This window comes from Empedobacter sp. UBA7252, from assembly GCF_002472765.1.
In the GTDB taxonomy this organism is placed as follows: domain Bacteria; phylum Bacteroidota; class Bacteroidia; order Flavobacteriales; family Weeksellaceae; genus Empedobacter; species Empedobacter falsenii_B.
In genome coordinates this window covers 24,647-42,324 of record NZ_DKSQ01000044.1, presented here as the reverse complement: position 1 = coordinate 42,324, position 17,678 = coordinate 24,647, and the positions used below count along the sequence as shown (strand labels likewise).

Sequence of the window (17,678 nt, the reverse complement as noted above, 5' to 3'; positions counted from 1 at the left end):
TTTATCTAGCGATTTATTGATAATATTATAATAAATACGTCGAGACATTTCCTCCTTTTTTGATAAAATCTTCTTTCAATTCATCAAAAAGTTCTTGGTTAATAGCCTTTGTTGTTCCTTCTAAAATATATGTTGTATATCCCAATGCTAAAGCATCTTTTGCTGTGTAATATACACAATAATCTGCTGCTAAGCCGCAAATGTATACACTTGTTACATTATGATCTTTCAAAAATCCATTTAGCCCTGTCGGATTCTTTTTATTCACATCAAAAAAAGCACTATACGAATCAACTTCTGGATTCATACCTTTTCGGATTATTGCACTTATTTTATTTTGCTTGATATCTTTGTGTATTTCTGCTCCTTTAGTGCCTTGTACACAATGATCTGGCCACAAAACTTGACGATTTCCACCTAATTCGATTACATCAAAAGGTTGTTTATCTGTGTGTTGCGAAGCAAAACTTTTGTGATTTGCTGGATGCCAATCTTGCGTTGCCACAACAACATCATACTTTTCTTGTAATTTGTTTATGCGTTCGATAATTTTATCTCCGTCATTCACAGCTAAGGAACCTCCTGGTAAAAAATCGTATTGCATATCTACGATGATTAAAGCTTTCATAGTATTTTATTTCTTAAGATTAATTTAGAATTAAATATAAGTTTTATGATATGAAATTGAATTAATTATTACAAATAATTAATTCAATTTTAAGAAACCTTAATCTCGTTTATTTACGCCAGAATTTCGCATTTCTTCAAAACGTGAGCGTTGTTCTTGCATCAATTTATCAAATTCTGTTTGAGAAATAGCACCTTTATCTTTTGGTTTTTCTATTGGTTTTGAATTTGTTGATGTTTTGATATCCGTCAAAGAAATAATTTTAGAGCCTTTAAACATGCCTCTGTTAATCTCTGTTTGTACTTCTGCAATTAAACCTGGTAATCCCCAATAATTTTCTGGACCAGTTTTATATTTCAAAGTTGGAATGTACCAAACTGTTGTCTGAACGCTATCAATAATAGCAGTTGCTTTTTTGGCTTCGTTTCCTAAAATTGTTTTTGTTTCGCGCGTTAATTTCCAATCAAAATTTTGCAAAGAATCTTTTATAACATAGCTTTTTCCCATCATGTTTTGTTCCTTTAAGAGCAAATGGTTTGTACTATTTTTATAAATATTATCTCCATTCATCGACATCATTCGCATTCCGCCTCTCATTCCTCTAGAACCTTGATTTTGATCGTTTGATATTTTTTCAACCATTTTATACAACGATTCATCACCCAAAATAGTCAACTTAGCTTCTTGCGGCTCTTGAATATTTTTCTTGAATTGCTCTTGCATTTCTTTTGGCATCGTACGTCCATTACCGCCACTAGGAGGTTGAAATGTAAAATCGTCTGGTAAAATGATACGTGTTGTGTACGAAACTTCTACTTTTTCTTGTTGCGCAAAGGCTGAAAAACTAAATAGTAAAACAAAAATTGAAATTATTTTTTTCATTTTAAATGTGCTTATAGTTCTTAGACAAGAAATTGTATGAAATGTTTAACGATTGATAAAAAATATTTTCTTTAATCCTTACTCACACCTTCAGACCTCATTTCTTTGAAACGTTCCATCTGTTTTTTAGCCAACTCTTCGAATTCCTTTTCTGTAATTACATTTTTTTCCTTAGGTTTTTCAATTGGCTTCATGTCCGGGACTTCTTTCACTTCAGTTGCTCTAATTGTTGTGTTGCCAAATGATTTTTTTTCTGATTTCGAATTATTAATAATTTCTAATTCCAAAATTAAACCAGGTAAACCATTGTAAATTGAAGGTCCATCTTTTATGGCTATACTCGGCGCATACCAAGCAACTAAAGATTTTGTACTATCAATAACTGCAGTTGCTTTTTTGACATCAAAACCAATTAATTTTTTAGTTTCACGTGTCAATTGCCATTTGTACTCGGTTAATTTATCTTTTATTAAATACGATTTATCCATCAAATTAGCGCTTTTCGAATATTCCTTTTTTGATAGATCTTTTACAATTCCATTTCCTCCACCAGAAAAACTCACAGACATAGAAAAGCCTCCATTACCTTGACCATTACTAATTTTTTCAACTTTTTTATACGTAGATAAATTATCATTAATTGTTAGTGTAAAATCTTTAGGTTCCGACAGGCTCTTATACATATTGTCATAAAAGTCTTTTGGTAAATTAACTGAACCAGAAGTTTCAACTTTCATGTTTTTCTTTAACTCATCTACATTAATATCAGTAGTTTCTTGATAATTCACTTCAAGCTTTTGTGCAAAAGAAATAGTGGTAAGTAGAACGAAATAAGTAAATAATGTAACTATTTTTTTCATTGTAGTTTGATTTGTTCTACAATGATAGTAAAAGATTTTATTTCTACAATAATAGACTTAAAAAATTATAGAAATTTTAAGAAATGATTTAATATTTGAAGATAGATTATTTTAAATCCTTAAAGTACTGACGTTTTTGCACGAAATATTGAAATGGCAATAACTCTTTATCTGAATAATTTTTAATTTGATGTTGTTGACGCTTTTTATACATTTTTATAAAACCAAAATAAAAATGCATATGTGATAAGAAAACAGCCCAAACATGTGGAAGTCCTTGTTTGGGTAAAAAGGCAACAGCAGCAATTCCATCCATTGAAAGACGTGTGAAAAGCATCGGAAAAAGTTTGTTTGCAGGTAGATTTTTAAGCATCATCCACAAACTATTTCGGTAATTTAAATACCATTTTTTTGGATTGGATTTATCCAAAGTTGCACCGCCCAAATGATAAACAGTTGATTCTCCACAATAATAAATTTTTCGCCCAGCATTGTTTAACCGCCAACACAAATCGATTTCTTCCATATGTGCAAAGAATTCTTCATCAAAACCATTTTGATCAAAGAAATCTTTTTTTCGGATGAATAAACTTGCACCGGTTGCCCAAAAAATTTGTGCGGTATCGTTGTATTGCCCATTGTCTTTTTCTAAAGTTGAAAAAACACGTCCGCGACAAAATGGATAACCAAATTTATCAATGAAACCTCCTCCAGCACCCGCATATTCAAAATATTCTTTGTTTTTGTAGTCTAATATTTTGGGTTGAATTGCGGCGATATCAGGATTGTTGTCAAACAATTTTTCAATTGGTTCTATCCAATTTTCAGTTACTTCGACATCCGAATTTAATAAACAGAAATATTCTGCATCAATTTCTTTTAAACCTTCGTTATAGCCTTGTGCAAAACCATAATTTCCTTTGTTCTGAATGATTTTGACAGAAGGAAATTGAGTTGTCAACAATTCGATAGAGTTGTCAGTCGACGCATTATCAATTACATAAATTGTTGCGTTTTTAGAATTGTTAATAACCGAAGGTAAAAATTGAGGCAATAATTTTTCGCCATTCCAATTTAGGATTGCAATTGCTGTTTTCATGAATATTTAAAAATTACAAATCGGCATATTTCCAACGTTTGTGGCTCCAAAGCCAATTATCTGGATGTTGTTGAATAGTTTGTTCTAAATGATGAAAAAATTGATGAACAATTTCATTTTCTTCAAATTTATCTCGTTGAGGTTGTAGTCGAATAAAAGTTGTGTGATAATGACCGCGTTTTATTTTTTCGGTTTGACAAAAGACAACAGCCATATCTTTGCGGCGTGCAATTTTATCAAAACCATTAAATACGGGAGTTCTCTGATTGAGAAAATCAATAAAATAATGAACAGCCGATTGTTTTGGACTTTGATCTGCGACAAATAAATAGGCTAATTCTCCATCATTTGGAGCTTTCATCATAAAACGCAACACATCTTTCATGTCCAATGCTTTTGTTCCGAAACGCCCACGCATAGCGTTGATTTTATCGTTCCAAAATGGATTTCGAATTTTATGATAAACAGCTGCACTTTCTTTTGTTGGTAAATGTTTCACCGTTCCAATAAACCATTCCCAGTTAAAAATATGCCCACACATCAACATGACATCTCGTTTTTCAGTTTTTATTTCATTAAAAACGTCGAGATTAGAATATGTAAATCGTTTGTCCAATTCTTCTTGAGAAATAGAAAAACTTTTTAAAGTTTCGACCAAATAATCACAAAAATTTGCATAGAATTTTTTATGAATTGCTTTGATTTCTTCGTGAGATTTTTCAGGAAAAGAGTTTTCTAAATTTGTTCTAATGACACGTCTTCTATAACCAATAACCGTGTACAACAGAAAGAACAGAAAGTCCGAAAATCTGTATAAAACCGAAAGTGGTAAACGTGAAATTTGAAAAATTATGAAATAAAAAATGCTGTTCATTTAACAAACAAATAAGCGACAAATTTACGAATTAAATTTGTTCGTTGCTTGCCAAATTGCATCTTTCGGAACAGGAGCTACAATTGTCAATTCTTCTTTTTTGACAGGATGCTCAAACGTGATGCGATGCGCATGTAAACAAATGCTTCCATCAGGATTAGAACGTTTAGCGCCGTATTTCAAATCGCCTTTGATAGGACAACCAACTGAAGAAAGTTGCGCGCGAATTTGATGTGAACGACCTGTAAATAACTTCACTTCGACACAATGAAAAGTATCCAAAGCACCTAAATAGGTGTATTCTAAAATTGCTTTTTTAGCATCAGGCGTTGGTTTAGAATAAACAGTTGTTTTATTATTTTTTGGATTTTTCTTTAGATAATGTTCTAATCTTTCGAAGTCTTTTGACGGTTTACTTTGAACAATTGCACGGTAAACTTTGTCAATATTTCGTTTCTGAAACATTTCGTTCATTCGTGTTAACGCTTTCGAAGTTTTAGCAAAAATCAACACACCAGAAGTTGGACGATCCAAACGGTGCACCAACCCTAAGAAAACATTTCCAGGTTTGTTATCGCGTTCTTTTATATAGTTCTTCAGACTATCGATAAGCGGAATATCGCCTGTTTCGTCTCCTTGTGCTAATTCACCTGCTTTTTTGTTGATGATTAACAAATGATTATCTTCGAATAAAATTTTTGGATTCATGAGTGAGTTTTGAGTGGTGAGATAAAAGTTTTGAGTTAGAATTTCCTCAAGTTGTTATTGAAAAACTCACTACTCAAAACTTATTACTCATGACTTATTTAATATTGTTCATTCACATTTGGAAAGTCGCCCGATTTTACATCCAGAACATATTGTCCAATTGCTTGGTGAATTTGATCTTCTAAGTTTAAATATTTACGAACAAATTTTGGTTTGAATTCGTTGTTTAATCCCAACATATCATGTACAACTAAAACTTGACCGTCGCAACCTGCACCTGCACCAATTCCAATTGTAGGGATATTAACAGAGGCTGTTACTTTAGCAGCTAAATCAGCTGGAATTTTTTCCATTACTAATGAAAAACATCCTAATTCCTCTAATAATTTAGCATCGCTAATTAATTTTTCTGCTTCCGCATCTTCTTTTGCACGTACTTTATATGAACCAAATTGGTAAATAGATTGTGGTGTAAGACCTAAGTGTCCCATAACAGGAATACCAGCATTTACGATACGACGAATAGATTCTTCAATTTCTTTTCCACCTTCTAATTTGATCGCATGTGCACCAGATTCTTTCATGATTCGAACAGAAGACTCTAAGGCTTTTTGTGGATCAGATTGATAAGTTCCGAAAGGTAAATCAACCACAACCAAAGCACGTTTAGCTCCTCGAACGACACATTGAGCATGGTAAATCATTTGATCCAAAGTAATTGGTAAAGTAGTTTCGTGACCAGCCATTACATTCGCTGCAGAATCACCAACTAAAATAACTTCAGTTCCAGCCGCATCTACAAGCGAAGCGATTGTAAAATCGTAAGCCGTTAACATCGAAATTTTTTCTCCGGTAAATTTCATGTTACGCACAGTTTCGGTAGTGATACGTTTGATTTCTTTATTTACAGACATTACGTTTATATTTTTAACTTTTGTAAAGTTAATTTGAATATTAAGACAGAACTAATTTTGACTGATATTTTTTCCAGTTTGACAGATGAGGAATAAGATAAACGGTTAGTTAAAAATGAAATAACAATTTTCACAATTTTGTAAAAGTAAATATACTTGTCTATTTGCTCATTTTTAGTAAATTGGTGTTCGAATTGAGAGAATTTCACTAAATTTGTTCTCTTAAACTAATTTTAAATAACCATAAATGAAAATAGCAATAGTGGGGACAGGCTACGTTGGTCTGTCTAACGCAATTTTATTAGCTCAGCGTAATGAGGTAGTGGCGTTAGATGTTGTTCCAGAAAAGATTGCAATGCTCAATGCAAAAAAATCTCCAATTGAAGATAAAGAAATTATAGATTTTTTGCAGAATAAGGAGCTTAATTTTCTTGCGACTTTAGACAAAGAAACTGCGTATGCAAATGCAGAATATGTGGTTGTTGCAACGCCTACGGACTATGATCCAAAAACAAATTATTTTAATACATCAAGCGTAGAATCGGTTATAAAGGATGTCAAGCAATATAATCCGAATGCTGTAGTTATTATAAAATCAACTGTTCCGGTTGGTTTTGTTGAAGATTTAAAATCACGATTAGACTATCAAAATATTATTTTTTCTCCCGAATTTTTGCGAGAAGGAAAAGCTTTATACGACAATTTGTATCCATCAAGAATTATTATCGGTGAACAAAGTGAAAGAGCAGAAGTTTTTGCTAATTTGTTAATAGAAGGAGCAATTAAGAAAGATATTCCGACATTGTTTACACATTCAACAGAAGCAGAAGCAATCAAATTATTTTCGAATACCTATTTAGCGTTGCGTGTCGCTTATTTTAATGAGTTAGATAGTTATGCACAAACATTCAACTTGGATAGTAAACAAATTATCGAAGGAGTTGGTTTGGATCCTCGTATCGGTTCGCATTATAACAATCCATCGTTTGGTTATGGAGGATATTGTTTGCCAAAAGATACGAAGCAATTATTGGCTAATTATGATGCAGTTCCGAATAATATTATTCAAGCAATTGTTGATGCAAACAGAACGCGAAAAGATTTTATTGCAGATTCTATCATTGCAAAAAATCCTAAAAAAGTTGGTGTTTACCGCTTAATTATGAAATCAGGTTCAGATAATTTTAGAGCATCAGCAATTCAAGGAGTAATGAAACGTATCAAAGCAAAAGGAATTGAAGTGGTGGTTTATGAACCAGTTCTGAAAGAAGATTCTTTCTTTGGATCGAAAGTGATGAATGATTTTGAAGCTTTTAAACAAGAATGTGATGTGATTATCTCGAATCGAAATGCACCTGAATTAGCTGACGTGAAAGAGAAAGTTTATACGCGCGATTTGTTTGGAAACGATTAAAAATAACAACTATAAAATACTATGAAAACTATTTTAATTACAGGTGGAGCTGGATTTATCGGTTCTCACGTTGTAAGAGAATTTGTCTTAAAATATCCTGAAACGAAGATTATCAACCTTGATGCATTGACATATGCAGGAAATTTAGAGAATTTGAAAGATATCGAAAGTAAATCAAATTATGAATTCGTAAAAGCTGATATTACTGACGCAAAACATATATTAGAAGTTTTTGAAAGACATCAGCCAGATGGTGTTATTCATTTAGCTGCCGAATCTCACGTGGATCGTTCGATCACAAATCCATTAGACTTTGTGATGACAAATGTGATTGGAACAGTAAACTTATTGAATGCTGCAAAAACAATTTGGAACAATAATTTCGAAGGAAAACGTTTTCATCATGTTTCTACAGATGAGGTTTTTGGCGCTTTGGGTGATGAAGGATTCTTTACGGAAGAAACATCGTATGATCCGCATTCACCATATTCGGCATCAAAAGCATCTTCGGATCATTTTGTAAGAGCTTATCATGATACCTATGGTTTACCAATTGTGATGACAAATTGTTCGAATAATTATGGGCCAAATCATTTTCCAGAAAAATTAATTCCGTTGTGTATTCATAATATTTTGAACGGAAATCCGCTACCTATTTATGGAGATGGAAAATATACACGCGATTGGTTATTTGTAATCGATCATGCAAAAGCGATTGACTTGGTTTTCCACGAGGGAAAAAATGGAGATTCTTACAATGTAGGAGGTTTCAACGAATGGAAAAATATCGATTTGGTAAAAGAATTGTGTAAACAAATGGACGAAAAATTAGGTAAAGAAGCGGGAACTTCAGAACAATTAATCACTTTTGTGAAAGATCGTCCAGGACATGATTTACGTTATGCAATTGATGCGACTAAAATCAACGAAGAATTAGGCTGGAAACCAAGTGTGACGTTTGAGCAAGGTTTGAGCCTAACAATTGATTGGTTTTTATCAAACAAAGAATGGCTGGACAATGTAACATCTGGCGATTATCAAAATTATTACGAAAAACAATATAATTAAAAAAGGGTTTTATAGGTTAATGAAGAAATTAATCTATAAACTTAAAACCTTAACCTAAAAAGTTTTTATGAGTTTAAAAACAGTAGTTTACTCTTCTGACAAAAAAAACACATTTCCTCAAGGAATTAAAAAATATATTTAAAGATATATCAAATTCTCACTTTTTAGCTTTTCAGATGGCTAAAAGGGACATACAAGCACAGTATAGACAGTCTTATTTGGGTATTTTTTGGCATTTGCTCCAGTTATTATTAACTAATTAGTGTGGCTGTTTTTAAATGGATCAGGTGTTGTTTCAGTACAAGGAGTTGGTATTCCTTATCCTTTGTTTGTTGTGATTGGTACAATTTTATGGAGTGTATTTGCTGATACAGTTCAAAGCTCTATGGTTTCTGTAAACGCAGGAAAGGGAATTATTTCTAAAATTAATTTCCCTAAAGAAGCGCTTCTAATGGCTGGTATGTATAAAATAAGTTTCAATCTAGGATTGAAACTTATTTTGTTAGTCGTCTTTTTAATTTATTTCGGTGTTAATTTAGATATTAATTTTCTCTACTTTCCATTTCTATTGGTGGTACTTTTAATTTTTAGCTTTGCTATCAACAATATCCCAGTTTATTATATCAATCAGATTACTGCCGTTTATACTTTTTCCGAATATATTCACAGTTAGCAAAAAATCATTCAAATCTTATAAATATTAATAATAAGGAGGTTAGCAAATTAAAGAAACTTTAAAAAAAAAGCTAAATAATTCACAAAAGAAACTAATTCATAAAAGAATTAAAAATCATATTTTTTTTATTTTGAAATACTCAACGTTTGATATTTCGTATATAAATTATATTAAAGATATTGGCTTTAGAACATCTTTAAAACTAATAAAATGGAAATGACAACATTTCTACTAAATTAGAGTTACTAAAAAAATCAAGATTACTAAAATTACTATATAAATTAGGACTATTTAAAGGATATAAATACCTATAATTAGAAAAAGCTCATATTAATCGGTAACAACTTTACTTTACAACAAAACCTAATAGCTAACCTCTACTAATCTACATTTAGCAAGAAACACTAAACAATCTGTTTGTATAAAACAAATCAAAATCAAAATTAAGCAATCCACAAATTTATTCAGCATCATTATAGCTAATATACATGAAGTATCATCACAAATTCCTATAACAAACCTCCTCTTTAAGTCGGCTTAGAGGCGACATAAAGGTAGCACAGAGGTAGCATAGAACTACTATAAAAATAACTTAGGAATACAGTTGAAGAAGTAAAAAATAATTAAAAAGGAGAAAAATAGAAATAAATTCGCTAAATTTAATTAATTGATTTTCAATAGTTAAATATAGTAAATTTATGGCTAAAACAGATAATGAATTTAATATAAATGGTAAATTAGGAAATTTAATTTTTTTTCAACGTAATGGTAAATCTTTTGTCAAAAAATATGCAGGCGGATTTGTTAATAGTTCAGCACAACAACATCCAAATACAATAGAAGTTAAGAGACGTTTCAAAGAATTATCGATGTTTTCCGCATCATTCAAGAAACACATACTACCATTCAACTGGAAACAAAAAGACGGAACTTTTCACAACCAATTGGTTTCATTTTTTTCTACTATAAAAAAAGAAACCAATCAATCTACCATGTACACAGCACTAGTAGAAGCCTACAAAAATGGTAAATTACAACATCGTTCACTCAACAAAAAGTGCAAACTATCCCCGTTTTATGTGGAATATAATGCCCAAACAAATGAATTAAAAATACAAGCAGGCCTAGTATTTCAACACAAATCCAAATTCCCAAACGCTTTTTTAGAAATCAGTATAGGATGGTTGGTTTGCACCGAAGAATTAGAGTTAAATCTTATCAATTTTCAAAATTTCTATGTTCCAATAGATAACCTTGCTACACCACTTGCAGAAATTAAATTATCACCACAAATACAAGAACAACAAAACTCATCAACAATTTTTCCTTTTGTCGGCATATCCATTGTGACACAAGACAACGAACAAGCTAAACTCTTTCATCCTTTTCACTATACACTCACCACATTCCTATAAATAAGAAAGCATAAGCTATAATTAGTAAATCTACTTTTCATTAAGAATATCTTAATTATCGTATAAAATAAATAATGATAAATAAATACGCTTAAAAAATAGAAAAGCAATGCCATCAAATAATAACTTGTATATTCTTACAAATGAAGTAACATTGTAAACAGCTAAATTAGAAACACTTAATATACACATCATGCAACAACCTCTTATTTCGGTTATTGTTCCTTGCTACAATCAGTCTATTTATATGGACGAATGTCTACAATCAGTCTTAGATCAAACCTATCAAAATTGGAAATGTATTATTGTAAATGACGGTACAATACCACAAAAAAACCTCAACTATGTTGAGGTTTTTTTCTATAAAGATTAATCTTATTCCTGAATTAAAAGTCGGAATCCTTCACCGTGAATATTCACGATTTCTACTGCTGGATCTTTCTTCAAATACTTACGTAATTTCGCAATATATACGTCCATAGAACGTGATGTAAAGTAATTATCATCGTGCCAAATACGTGTTAAGGCAATCTCACGAGGCATTAAATCATTTTTGTAAACTGCCAATAAACGTAATAATTCGTTTTCTTTTGGCGAAAGTTTCTGTGATTTACCATCGTAAATTAATTGTCTCAATTTTGCATTGAACGTAAACTTACCAATTTTGAAATCTTCTTGTTCAAATTTTTCTTCTTCGCCAGAATTACGTTGTAAAACAGCTTTTATTTTGTACAATAAAACTTCTGAATCAAATGGTTTTAAGACATAATCGTCTGCTCCAATTTTGTAACCATTCAAAACATCCTCGCGCATGTTTTTCGCTGTTAAAAATATAATTGGTTGTTCACTTTTTAGTTCTTTGATCTCTTTTCCTAATGTAAAACCATCTTTTTTAGGCATCATTACATCAAGGATGCATAGATCATAATCACTTTCTTTAAATTTGGTAAGACCGTCCTCACCATCGATTGCGTGCGTTACGTCAAAATCGTTTATAACCAAATAATCCTTTAATACACTTCCGAAGCTTGGATCATCTTCTACTAAAAGTAATCGTTGTTTATCACTCATTGATCTATGATTTTAGAGGGATTTTAATGAAAAAAGTACTTCCTTTTCCTGCTGAACTTTCTGCCCAAACCTGTCCGCCGTGAAGCTGAACGATTTTTTTGACATAAGCCAACCCAAGTCCATGACCTTTTACATTGTGTATATTTCCCGTTTCTTCTCTATAAAATTGTTCAAATATTTTTTTCAGAACGTTTTGCGACATTCCCATTCCTTTATCAGAAATTTCAATTAAAAAATTGTTGTCTTTGTTGTATGTTTTTACTCTAATCTCTGGTGTGTTTGGAGAGTATTTTCGAGCATTATCCAATACATTAATAACGATATTCTCTAAATGGAAGGGATCTCCTTTTACAAATGATTGTTCTGCGTTGTATTCCTCAAATATTGTACCATTTCTTTCTTCTACAATAAATCTTATCGGCTCAACACTTTTTTGTACAATACCATTCAAATTTACTTCCTGAAAATTCATGTCCATTTGATTGCGATCAAGCTTCGACATTCGTAAGACCATCTCAACGTGAGCATTCATACGTTTGTTTTCTTGTTTGATCAAATCTGCATAATATTTCACCTTTTCAGGATCAGTAAATATCTTTTCATTACGCAATGCATCAGACGCAATATTAATGGTTGCAATAGGCGTTTTGAATTCGTGCGTCATATTATTGATGAAATCTGTTTTGATTTCCGAACTCTTGCGTTGCAATTGCATATAATAAATTGACAAGGAGAAAACCGTAATAATAATCATGGTTAAGATAAATGTCAACGAAATAACTGGAACGGTTGGTGCAATAATGGCTAAATTTCGGTTAACAAAATTTGCTGCCAAATAATATTCGATATGATCCTTTCTATCCAAAAATAGCGGAACCATAAACTCAATTTTATTGCGATCGAAATCTTTTGATTTGACATTTGTTTCTGTCGAATCTTTTTTCAAAACTGCCAAAATTGGCATTGCTTGGTGAATTCCTCTGTTGCGTAATTCGTTTTTCAAAATAGAATCTAGCATCGCATAATTCACACGTTTGTCGATTGGCGTAGAACCAGCGTCCCAACGTGCAGCACTTTCCAATGTAAATGTTCCGTCTTGTAAAGCGTGTTCAAAATTCAGATTAAGATTCGGAATTCCTCTTGCAGAAGAATCTTTGTCTATTTTGAAAACGCGTTCTTGCGAATAAATATTCGCTTTCGTTAAGCTGTCATTGTATTTTCCAGATGATGGCAACATCGATTTTTCGACTACATAGCGCGTTACATAAGCGTACGTTACACCAAGCGAATCTTTGATGACTTGATTGGTTACAACTTGCGGTTTATCTTTATTTGATTTTAAATCAGATTGTATATTATTGAATTTCTTATAATAACGCTCTAATTCGTTTTTGTTTATTTTCTCTGTTGTATAATTCATCGCTTGGTACACATTGTTGTTAAAACTGTCTGTACCATTCTGAATTGTTAAGTTTAGCCAATAGAATTGAATAATTATCAATCCTATAAGCGCAACACTCATGATAACGATTAAGATTTTATAAAATCCTTTTTTCATTTATTTTTTATTGAATGATTAAAAATAGTTTAATCTTTTCTAATTTCTATCTTTTTGTTAAAATTTGGACGATTAAATCATTTTTTTGATTTTGATAAACGTTTGTTCCACTTCATTTTTCAAGTGAGCTAAATCGCCATTATTATCAATAATAAAATCTGATTTAGCGATTCGTTCTTCGTCCGAAATCTGATTGTTTATTCTCGCAAGAATTTCTTCTCGTGATAAACCATCTCTTTCTATAGTTCGTGCAATTCGCGTTTCTATATCGACCACTACACTTATCACAACATCGCAATCTTTGTAACTACCACTTTCTATTAAAATGGCAGCTTCTTTCATTACAATGTCCGATTTTTGAGCTTTTTTCCAATCTTCAAAATCTTGGAAAACTGCTGGATGAACAATTGAATTTAATAGCTTCAATTTTTCATTATTCTGAAAAACTTGTTTTGATATAAATGGTTTATTCAAACCATTTTCATTGTACGCTTCTTCACCAAAAGCTGCAATAATTTTAACTTTTACTTCAGAGTTTTCATTCTGAATCGTTTTCGCTCTTGTGTCAGAATTATATACCGGAATACCTAATTCTTCGAAGAATTTTGCTGCTGTACTTTTGCCAGATCCTATTCCGCCAGTAATACCTGCTACAAAAGGTTGGTTGTTTTTCATGGTTTGAAGTTAAAAAAATGCCGAAGAATAATTCCTTCGGCAATCAGTTAAATATATGTTAACCTTAAACTTAGTTTTTTTCTTCTACTACTTTGTCTGATTTTTCAGCTTTGTCAGTCGTTTTTGAATAACGTGCAGCAGTTAATTCACGAGAAATTGCAGCCTTTTCAAATTTAATTTTTCCAGCTCCAGTTTCGATGATAACAGCGTCGTCATAAATTTCGTTGATTTTCCCGTGAATTCCAGAAGTTGTTACAACTTGATCACCACGTTTGATATCCGTTTGAAATTGTTTTTCTTGTTTCGCTTTCTTTTGTTGAGGACGAATCATGAAAAAGTACATAATTACGAACATTCCTCCGAACATCAAAAGCATAGACATTCCTCCGCCTTGTGCACCAGCTTGTAAAAAGATTGTTTGAATCATTTTTATATTTTATCGATTTAATACTTATTGTCCAAATGCTTGTTGCGCATTTTGATCATTTGCAGTAGCTCCAACAACGTTTGCAGAAATATCAAATTTCTCGTGACCGTTTACTGTGTTTGTTACTAAAGTTACTGTTTTTTGTTGTTTTCCGTTCATGTTTCCAGCTGTGTAAACAACTTTGATAGAATCTGTAGCTCCTACCGCAATTGGAGTAGAAGGGAATTCAGGAACGGTACAACCACAAGTTGCAGACGCATCGCGAATAACTAATGGAGATTTACCATCGTTTTTGAACTTGATATATGTTTCTACTTTATTGTTAGCTTTTACATCTCCAAAATCGTGATTTGCTTCTGCTAATGTTAAAACTGGAGCTGTAGCTGGATCTACAACATTTTCAGCTTGTTGAGCTGTTTCTTCTGCTGTAAAATTGTCGCTAGCTTTTTTCTCTCCACAAGAGCTGATTGCGAATGATAATGCAAATGCACCTAAAATAAATAATTTACTTTTCATTTTTATAATTATTTGTCTTAGTCAAAATTAAGAAAAAATAGTGATTATAATAAACCTCTACCGTATTTTGGTAAATTATTATTGTCTTTTAACTCTTTTAATGTTTTATCTAAGATTCCGTTAACAAAAACACGCGATTTTTCTGTCGAATAACTCTTCGCTAATTCCACATATTCGTTGATTGTAACTTTTGCAGGAATATTTGAGAAATATAAAAATTCTGTCAAAGCCATTTCTAAAATAATCAAATCGATTGTCGCAATACGATCTAATTCCCAGTTTTGAGCTTTTTCGTCAATGATTTTTCTTGTTTCTACTTGGTGACGAATAGTTTTACGGAATAATTCTTCAGTAAATTTTTTGTCATCTAAATCTTTGTAAACTTTGAACAAAGAAATCAACGGAGAACTGTTTTGACGGAACGATTTTATCGTTGTGTGTACCATCGCATTTGCAATATGTACATCGTCTGCCCACGTGATCTGAATTCCTTCTAAGTAATCGTGCAAATCTTCATATTCAGCAATAAATTCTACGAAAAAGTTCAAGATAAATTCTTTGTCTTCTTCAAAAGAATGTTTGTCGCTGCTCATGTACGTTTTGTACAATTCGCTTTCTGTCAAATTTTTAAAGATATTGTTTGGATAAGAATCATAAATATCCCAAAGTAAAAATTTGTTGTCATTTGAATAACGAGATAATTCAAGATTTTGTTCAATAATTTTGAATATTTTATTCTGAACAAATTTTAAATTTGGATTTAAATCTTCTTGGGTTGGAAAGTTTTTTGATTTTGCAAGTTCAATTTTATGCTCTGCAATGTCCTTTTGAACTTTAATCAAATTTAGGAGATAAATGTACAAATCATAGATTTGATCGATACTTTTCATCATATTTTTCTCGACCGCTCTTTCTTCGCCTTCAGTTCCTAAACTATTGTAAGCATAGATATTCTGCATTACTTTTTCGCGTAGTTGTCTTCTTCCCAACATAATTTCAATGATATAACGTCTAATAAATTGATGCAAAGGTAAAAAAAAGAATGTAATTTTGTTTTGTGAAATCATTACAAAAGTTAAATAAATTTTTATGGAAGTATAAATGGAGAATATTTTTGGGCTTCATTTTTACGATTTGTGCCAATTGGGTGCAGGTTTATTCCGTTACATATATTAGAGAAGCGATTAATACAGTTGAAGAATTGCTACGAAATTTTAAGAAAGAAGGAACAGATAACCTCGATCTTTTGAAAGATGGTTTGATGTATGCCAGTTTGGCTTTTTTCTTTTTTAAAGTTTTGGGAGGAGTTTTGACGGTTGGTACACGACAAATGATTATTGTGGCGTCGCGTTATATTGAGTTCGATTTGAAAAATGTGATTTACGATAAGTATCAAAAATTATCGTTGTCCTTTTACAAAAAACACAAAACGGGCGATTTGATGAATCGTATTACCGAAGATGTCGGATTGGTGCGTATGTATCTTGGACCTGGAATTATGTATCCAATTGATTTGGTATCGCGAGTTGTGATCATTGCGTATTTTATGTTGCAAATTGATCAACAATTAACGCTTTATACATTAGCTCCATTACCGATTTTATCATTGTTAATTTATAATGTTGCACGAAATATTAACAAGAAAAGTAAGCGCGTACAAGAACAACAATCTACGATTTCGTCATCTGTACAAGATACTTTTGCTGGAATTCGTGTGATAAAATCATTCAATTCGGAAGAATTTATTAAATCTAAATACGAAGTAGAAGCAGACGAATATCAGAAACGTGCGCTTAATTTAGCTCAAATTCAGGCAGCTTTTGGACCATTGATGGTTGTTGTAGTTGGTGTGAGTAATTTGGTGATTTTGTATTTGGGAGGAGTAAAATATATAGAAGGAACAATGGATATTGGTTCTATTGCACAATTTTTCCTTTACCTAAATATGTTAATTTGGCCATTTACTTCGTTGGGTTGGATTACAATGGTTGTGCAGCGTGCGGAAGCATCAATGTTTCGTATCAACGAATTTTTGAATGCTGAAACTGATGTGAAAGAAAAACAATTAGTCAATCATGAAGTAGAAGGAACAATCGAATTTAAAAATGTGACGTATATCTACGAAAACACAGGAATTAAGGCGTTGGATAATGTTTCGTTCAAAATTAATAAAGGTGAAACTTTAGCGATTCTTGGAAAAACAGGTTCAGGAAAATCGACAATTGCTTTGTTAGTTGCGCGTTCGCTGGAACCGACTTCTGGTGAAATTTTGATTGATGGTAAAAATATTCATGATATTAATGTAGAATCTATTCGAGAAAAAATTGGTTATGTTCCGCAAGAAGCTTTCCTTTTCTCGGATTCGCTAACCAATAATATTTTGTTTGGTTCTGACGATACAGATGAGCAAACGGCTGAAATTTTTGCGAAGAAAGCTGTTGTTCATGATAATATTGATCGATTTAAAGAACGTTACGAAACAGTTGTTGGTGAACGCGGCGTTACGCTTTCTGGAGGTCAAAAACAACGTGTTTCTATAGCTCGTGCATTGGTAAATGATCCGAAAATATTAATCTTTGATGATAGTTTGTCTGCTGTAGATACCGAAACCGAAGAACAAATCTTGAATAATTTATCTTCTGAGATTAATGGTAAAACAACCATCATTATTACGCATCGTGTGTCTTCTGCAAAGCGCGCTGATCAGATTTTGGTTTTAGAAGATGGTCATGTTTTAGAAAATGGTTCGAACAGCGAATTATTAAATAAGCATGGTTATTATTATGAATTGTACAATAAACAACTGCTAGATTAAGTTTATTTATATAGATTTAATAAAATAATAGAAAATAATTGTTTAAAACGTTGTTATTTTCTTAATTTTTTTTAGATT

The 17,678-nt window shown here is 31.7% G+C and carries 19 protein-coding genes; 6 read left to right on the top strand and 13 right to left on the bottom strand.

Annotated features, from left to right (window positions below):
- Positions 1 to 25: 25 nt before the first annotated feature.
- The 7 genes from pncA to panB form a co-directional block, all read right to left on the bottom strand.
- Entirely contained in the window at positions 26 to 628 is a 603-nt protein-coding gene (pncA, locus tag B2X73_RS05705) for a bifunctional nicotinamidase/pyrazinamidase (protein ID WP_114998876.1), read from the bottom strand.
- Between the two features lie 99 nt (positions 629 to 727).
- On the bottom strand, positions 728 to 1,510 hold the full coding sequence (locus tag B2X73_RS05700) for a GLPGLI family protein (RefSeq protein WP_291095979.1): 783 nt from the start codon (positions 1,508 to 1,510) through the stop codon (positions 728 to 730).
- Between the two features lie 71 nt (positions 1,511 to 1,581).
- The gene (locus B2X73_RS05695) at positions 1,582 to 2,370 is read right to left on the bottom strand and encodes a GLPGLI family protein (RefSeq protein ID WP_291095977.1); all 789 of its coding nucleotides are present in this window, start codon (positions 2,368 to 2,370) and stop codon (positions 1,582 to 1,584) included.
- Positions 2,371 to 2,476: 106 nt separating this feature from the next.
- A complete protein-coding gene (locus tag B2X73_RS05690; protein ID WP_286495060.1) occupies positions 2,477 to 3,469 on the bottom strand; it encodes a glycosyltransferase family 2 protein in 993 nt (330 codons plus the stop codon).
- Positions 3,470 to 3,482: 13 nt separating this feature from the next.
- Complete coding sequence (locus B2X73_RS05685) at positions 3,483 to 4,343, bottom strand: lysophospholipid acyltransferase family protein (RefSeq protein ID WP_221853966.1); 861 nt, start codon at positions 4,341 to 4,343, stop codon at positions 3,483 to 3,485.
- A 24-nt stretch (positions 4,344 to 4,367) separates the two neighbouring features.
- Positions 4,368 to 5,051, bottom strand: a complete 684-nt coding sequence (locus B2X73_RS05680; RefSeq protein WP_221853965.1) for an RluA family pseudouridine synthase — start codon at positions 5,049 to 5,051, stop codon at positions 4,368 to 4,370.
- A gap of 98 nt (positions 5,052 to 5,149) precedes the next feature.
- Complete coding sequence (gene panB / locus B2X73_RS05675; RefSeq protein WP_221853964.1) at positions 5,150 to 5,965, bottom strand: 3-methyl-2-oxobutanoate hydroxymethyltransferase; 816 nt, start codon at positions 5,963 to 5,965, stop codon at positions 5,150 to 5,152.
- Positions 5,966 to 6,212: 247 nt separating this feature from the next.
- On the opposite strand from panB, the gene B2X73_RS05670 reads away from it, so the two are divergent.
- From B2X73_RS05670 to B2X73_RS05650, 5 genes are all read left to right on the top strand, one after another.
- Entirely contained in the window at positions 6,213 to 7,379 is a 1,167-nt protein-coding gene (locus B2X73_RS05670) for a nucleotide sugar dehydrogenase (RefSeq protein ID WP_291095975.1), read from the top strand.
- Positions 7,380 to 7,400: 21 nt separating this feature from the next.
- Positions 7,401 to 8,447, top strand: coding sequence for a dTDP-glucose 4,6-dehydratase (gene rfbB, locus B2X73_RS05665; protein ID WP_221853962.1), 1,047 nt, complete (start codon positions 7,401 to 7,403; stop codon positions 8,445 to 8,447).
- A 262-nt stretch (positions 8,448 to 8,709) separates the two neighbouring features.
- Positions 8,710 to 9,120 (top strand): ABC transporter permease, encoded by a 411-nt coding sequence (locus B2X73_RS05660; RefSeq protein ID WP_221853961.1) that lies wholly within the window; start codon positions 8,710 to 8,712, stop codon positions 9,118 to 9,120.
- A 701-nt stretch (positions 9,121 to 9,821) separates the two neighbouring features.
- Positions 9,822 to 10,538 carry a hypothetical protein gene (locus tag B2X73_RS05655; protein WP_221853960.1) on the top strand — a complete coding sequence of 239 codons (717 nt, stop codon included), beginning with the start codon at positions 9,822 to 9,824 and terminating at the stop codon, positions 10,536 to 10,538.
- 193 nt (positions 10,539 to 10,731) lie between these two features.
- Positions 10,732 to 10,911 carry a glycosyltransferase family 2 protein gene (locus B2X73_RS05650; protein ID WP_221853959.1) on the top strand — a complete coding sequence of 60 codons (180 nt, stop codon included), beginning with the start codon at positions 10,732 to 10,734 and terminating at the stop codon, positions 10,909 to 10,911.
- A 2-nt stretch (positions 10,912 to 10,913) separates the two neighbouring features.
- On the opposite strand, the gene B2X73_RS05645 is transcribed toward B2X73_RS05650, so the two are convergent.
- From B2X73_RS05645 to nusB, 6 genes are all read right to left on the bottom strand, one after another.
- Positions 10,914 to 11,609, bottom strand: a complete 696-nt coding sequence (locus B2X73_RS05645) for a response regulator transcription factor (protein WP_221853958.1) — start codon at positions 11,607 to 11,609, stop codon at positions 10,914 to 10,916.
- 4 nt (positions 11,610 to 11,613) lie between these two features.
- Positions 11,614 to 13,167: a sensor histidine kinase gene (locus B2X73_RS05640; protein ID WP_221853957.1), complete on the bottom strand. Its 1,554-nt coding sequence runs from the start codon at positions 13,165 to 13,167 to the stop codon at positions 11,614 to 11,616.
- A 72-nt stretch (positions 13,168 to 13,239) separates the two neighbouring features.
- A complete protein-coding gene (coaE, locus tag B2X73_RS05635; RefSeq protein WP_221853956.1) occupies positions 13,240 to 13,842 on the bottom strand; it encodes a dephospho-CoA kinase in 603 nt (200 codons plus the stop codon).
- 70 nt (positions 13,843 to 13,912) lie between these two features.
- Entirely contained in the window at positions 13,913 to 14,269 is a 357-nt protein-coding gene (gene yajC / locus B2X73_RS05630; RefSeq protein ID WP_221853955.1) for a preprotein translocase subunit YajC, read from the bottom strand.
- A gap of 24 nt (positions 14,270 to 14,293) precedes the next feature.
- Entirely contained in the window at positions 14,294 to 14,785 is a 492-nt protein-coding gene (locus B2X73_RS05625; protein ID WP_221853954.1) for a DUF1573 domain-containing protein, read from the bottom strand.
- A 44-nt stretch (positions 14,786 to 14,829) separates the two neighbouring features.
- Positions 14,830 to 15,852 carry a transcription antitermination factor NusB gene (nusB, locus tag B2X73_RS05620; RefSeq protein WP_260509518.1) on the bottom strand — a complete coding sequence of 341 codons (1,023 nt, stop codon included), beginning with the start codon at positions 15,850 to 15,852 and terminating at the stop codon, positions 14,830 to 14,832.
- On the opposite strand from nusB, the gene B2X73_RS05615 reads away from it, so the two are divergent.
- On the top strand, positions 15,843 to 17,600 hold the full coding sequence (locus B2X73_RS05615; protein WP_291095973.1) for an ABC transporter ATP-binding protein: 1,758 nt from the start codon (positions 15,843 to 15,845) through the stop codon (positions 17,598 to 17,600). The two genes, nusB and B2X73_RS05615, sit on opposite strands and share 10 nt — an antisense overlap.
- Positions 17,601 to 17,678 lie beyond the last annotated feature (78 nt).

Coding starts and splice junctions, on each gene's coding strand:
- rfbB (WP_221853962.1), top strand. CDS start 7,401: ATGAAAACTATTTTAATTACAGGTGGAGCTGGATTTATCGGTTCTCAC.
- pncA (WP_114998876.1), bottom strand. CDS start 628: ATGAAAGCTTTAATCATCGTAGATATGCAATACGATTTTTTACCAGGA.
- B2X73_RS05670 (WP_291095975.1), top strand. CDS start 6,213: ATGAAAATAGCAATAGTGGGGACAGGCTACGTTGGTCTGTCTAACGCA.
- B2X73_RS05645 (WP_221853958.1), bottom strand. CDS start 11,609: ATGAGTGATAAACAACGATTACTTTTAGTAGAAGATGATCCAAGCTTC.
- coaE (WP_221853956.1), bottom strand. CDS start 13,842: ATGAAAAACAACCAACCTTTTGTAGCAGGTATTACTGGCGGAATAGGA.
- B2X73_RS05640 (WP_221853957.1), bottom strand. CDS start 13,167: ATGAAAAAAGGATTTTATAAAATCTTAATCGTTATCATGAGTGTTGCG.
- B2X73_RS05700 (WP_291095979.1), bottom strand. CDS start 1,510: ATGAAAAAAATAATTTCAATTTTTGTTTTACTATTTAGTTTTTCAGCC.
- B2X73_RS05680 (WP_221853965.1), bottom strand. CDS start 5,051: ATGAATCCAAAAATTTTATTCGAAGATAATCATTTGTTAATCATCAAC.
- B2X73_RS05655 (WP_221853960.1), top strand. CDS start 9,822: ATGGCTAAAACAGATAATGAATTTAATATAAATGGTAAATTAGGAAAT.
- B2X73_RS05685 (WP_221853966.1), bottom strand. CDS start 4,343: ATGAACAGCATTTTTTATTTCATAATTTTTCAAATTTCACGTTTACCA.
- yajC (WP_221853955.1), bottom strand. CDS start 14,269: ATGATTCAAACAATCTTTTTACAAGCTGGTGCACAAGGCGGAGGAATG.
- nusB (WP_260509518.1), bottom strand. CDS start 15,852: ATGATTTCACAAAACAAAATTACATTCTTTTTTTTACCTTTGCATCAA.
- B2X73_RS05625 (WP_221853954.1), bottom strand. CDS start 14,785: ATGAAAAGTAAATTATTTATTTTAGGTGCATTTGCATTATCATTCGCA.
- B2X73_RS05695 (WP_291095977.1), bottom strand. CDS start 2,370: ATGAAAAAAATAGTTACATTATTTACTTATTTCGTTCTACTTACCACT.
- panB (WP_221853964.1), bottom strand. CDS start 5,965: ATGTCTGTAAATAAAGAAATCAAACGTATCACTACCGAAACTGTGCGT.
- B2X73_RS05650 (WP_221853959.1), top strand. CDS start 10,732: ATGCAACAACCTCTTATTTCGGTTATTGTTCCTTGCTACAATCAGTCT.
- B2X73_RS05690 (WP_286495060.1), bottom strand. CDS start 3,469: ATGAAAACAGCAATTGCAATCCTAAATTGGAATGGCGAAAAATTATTG.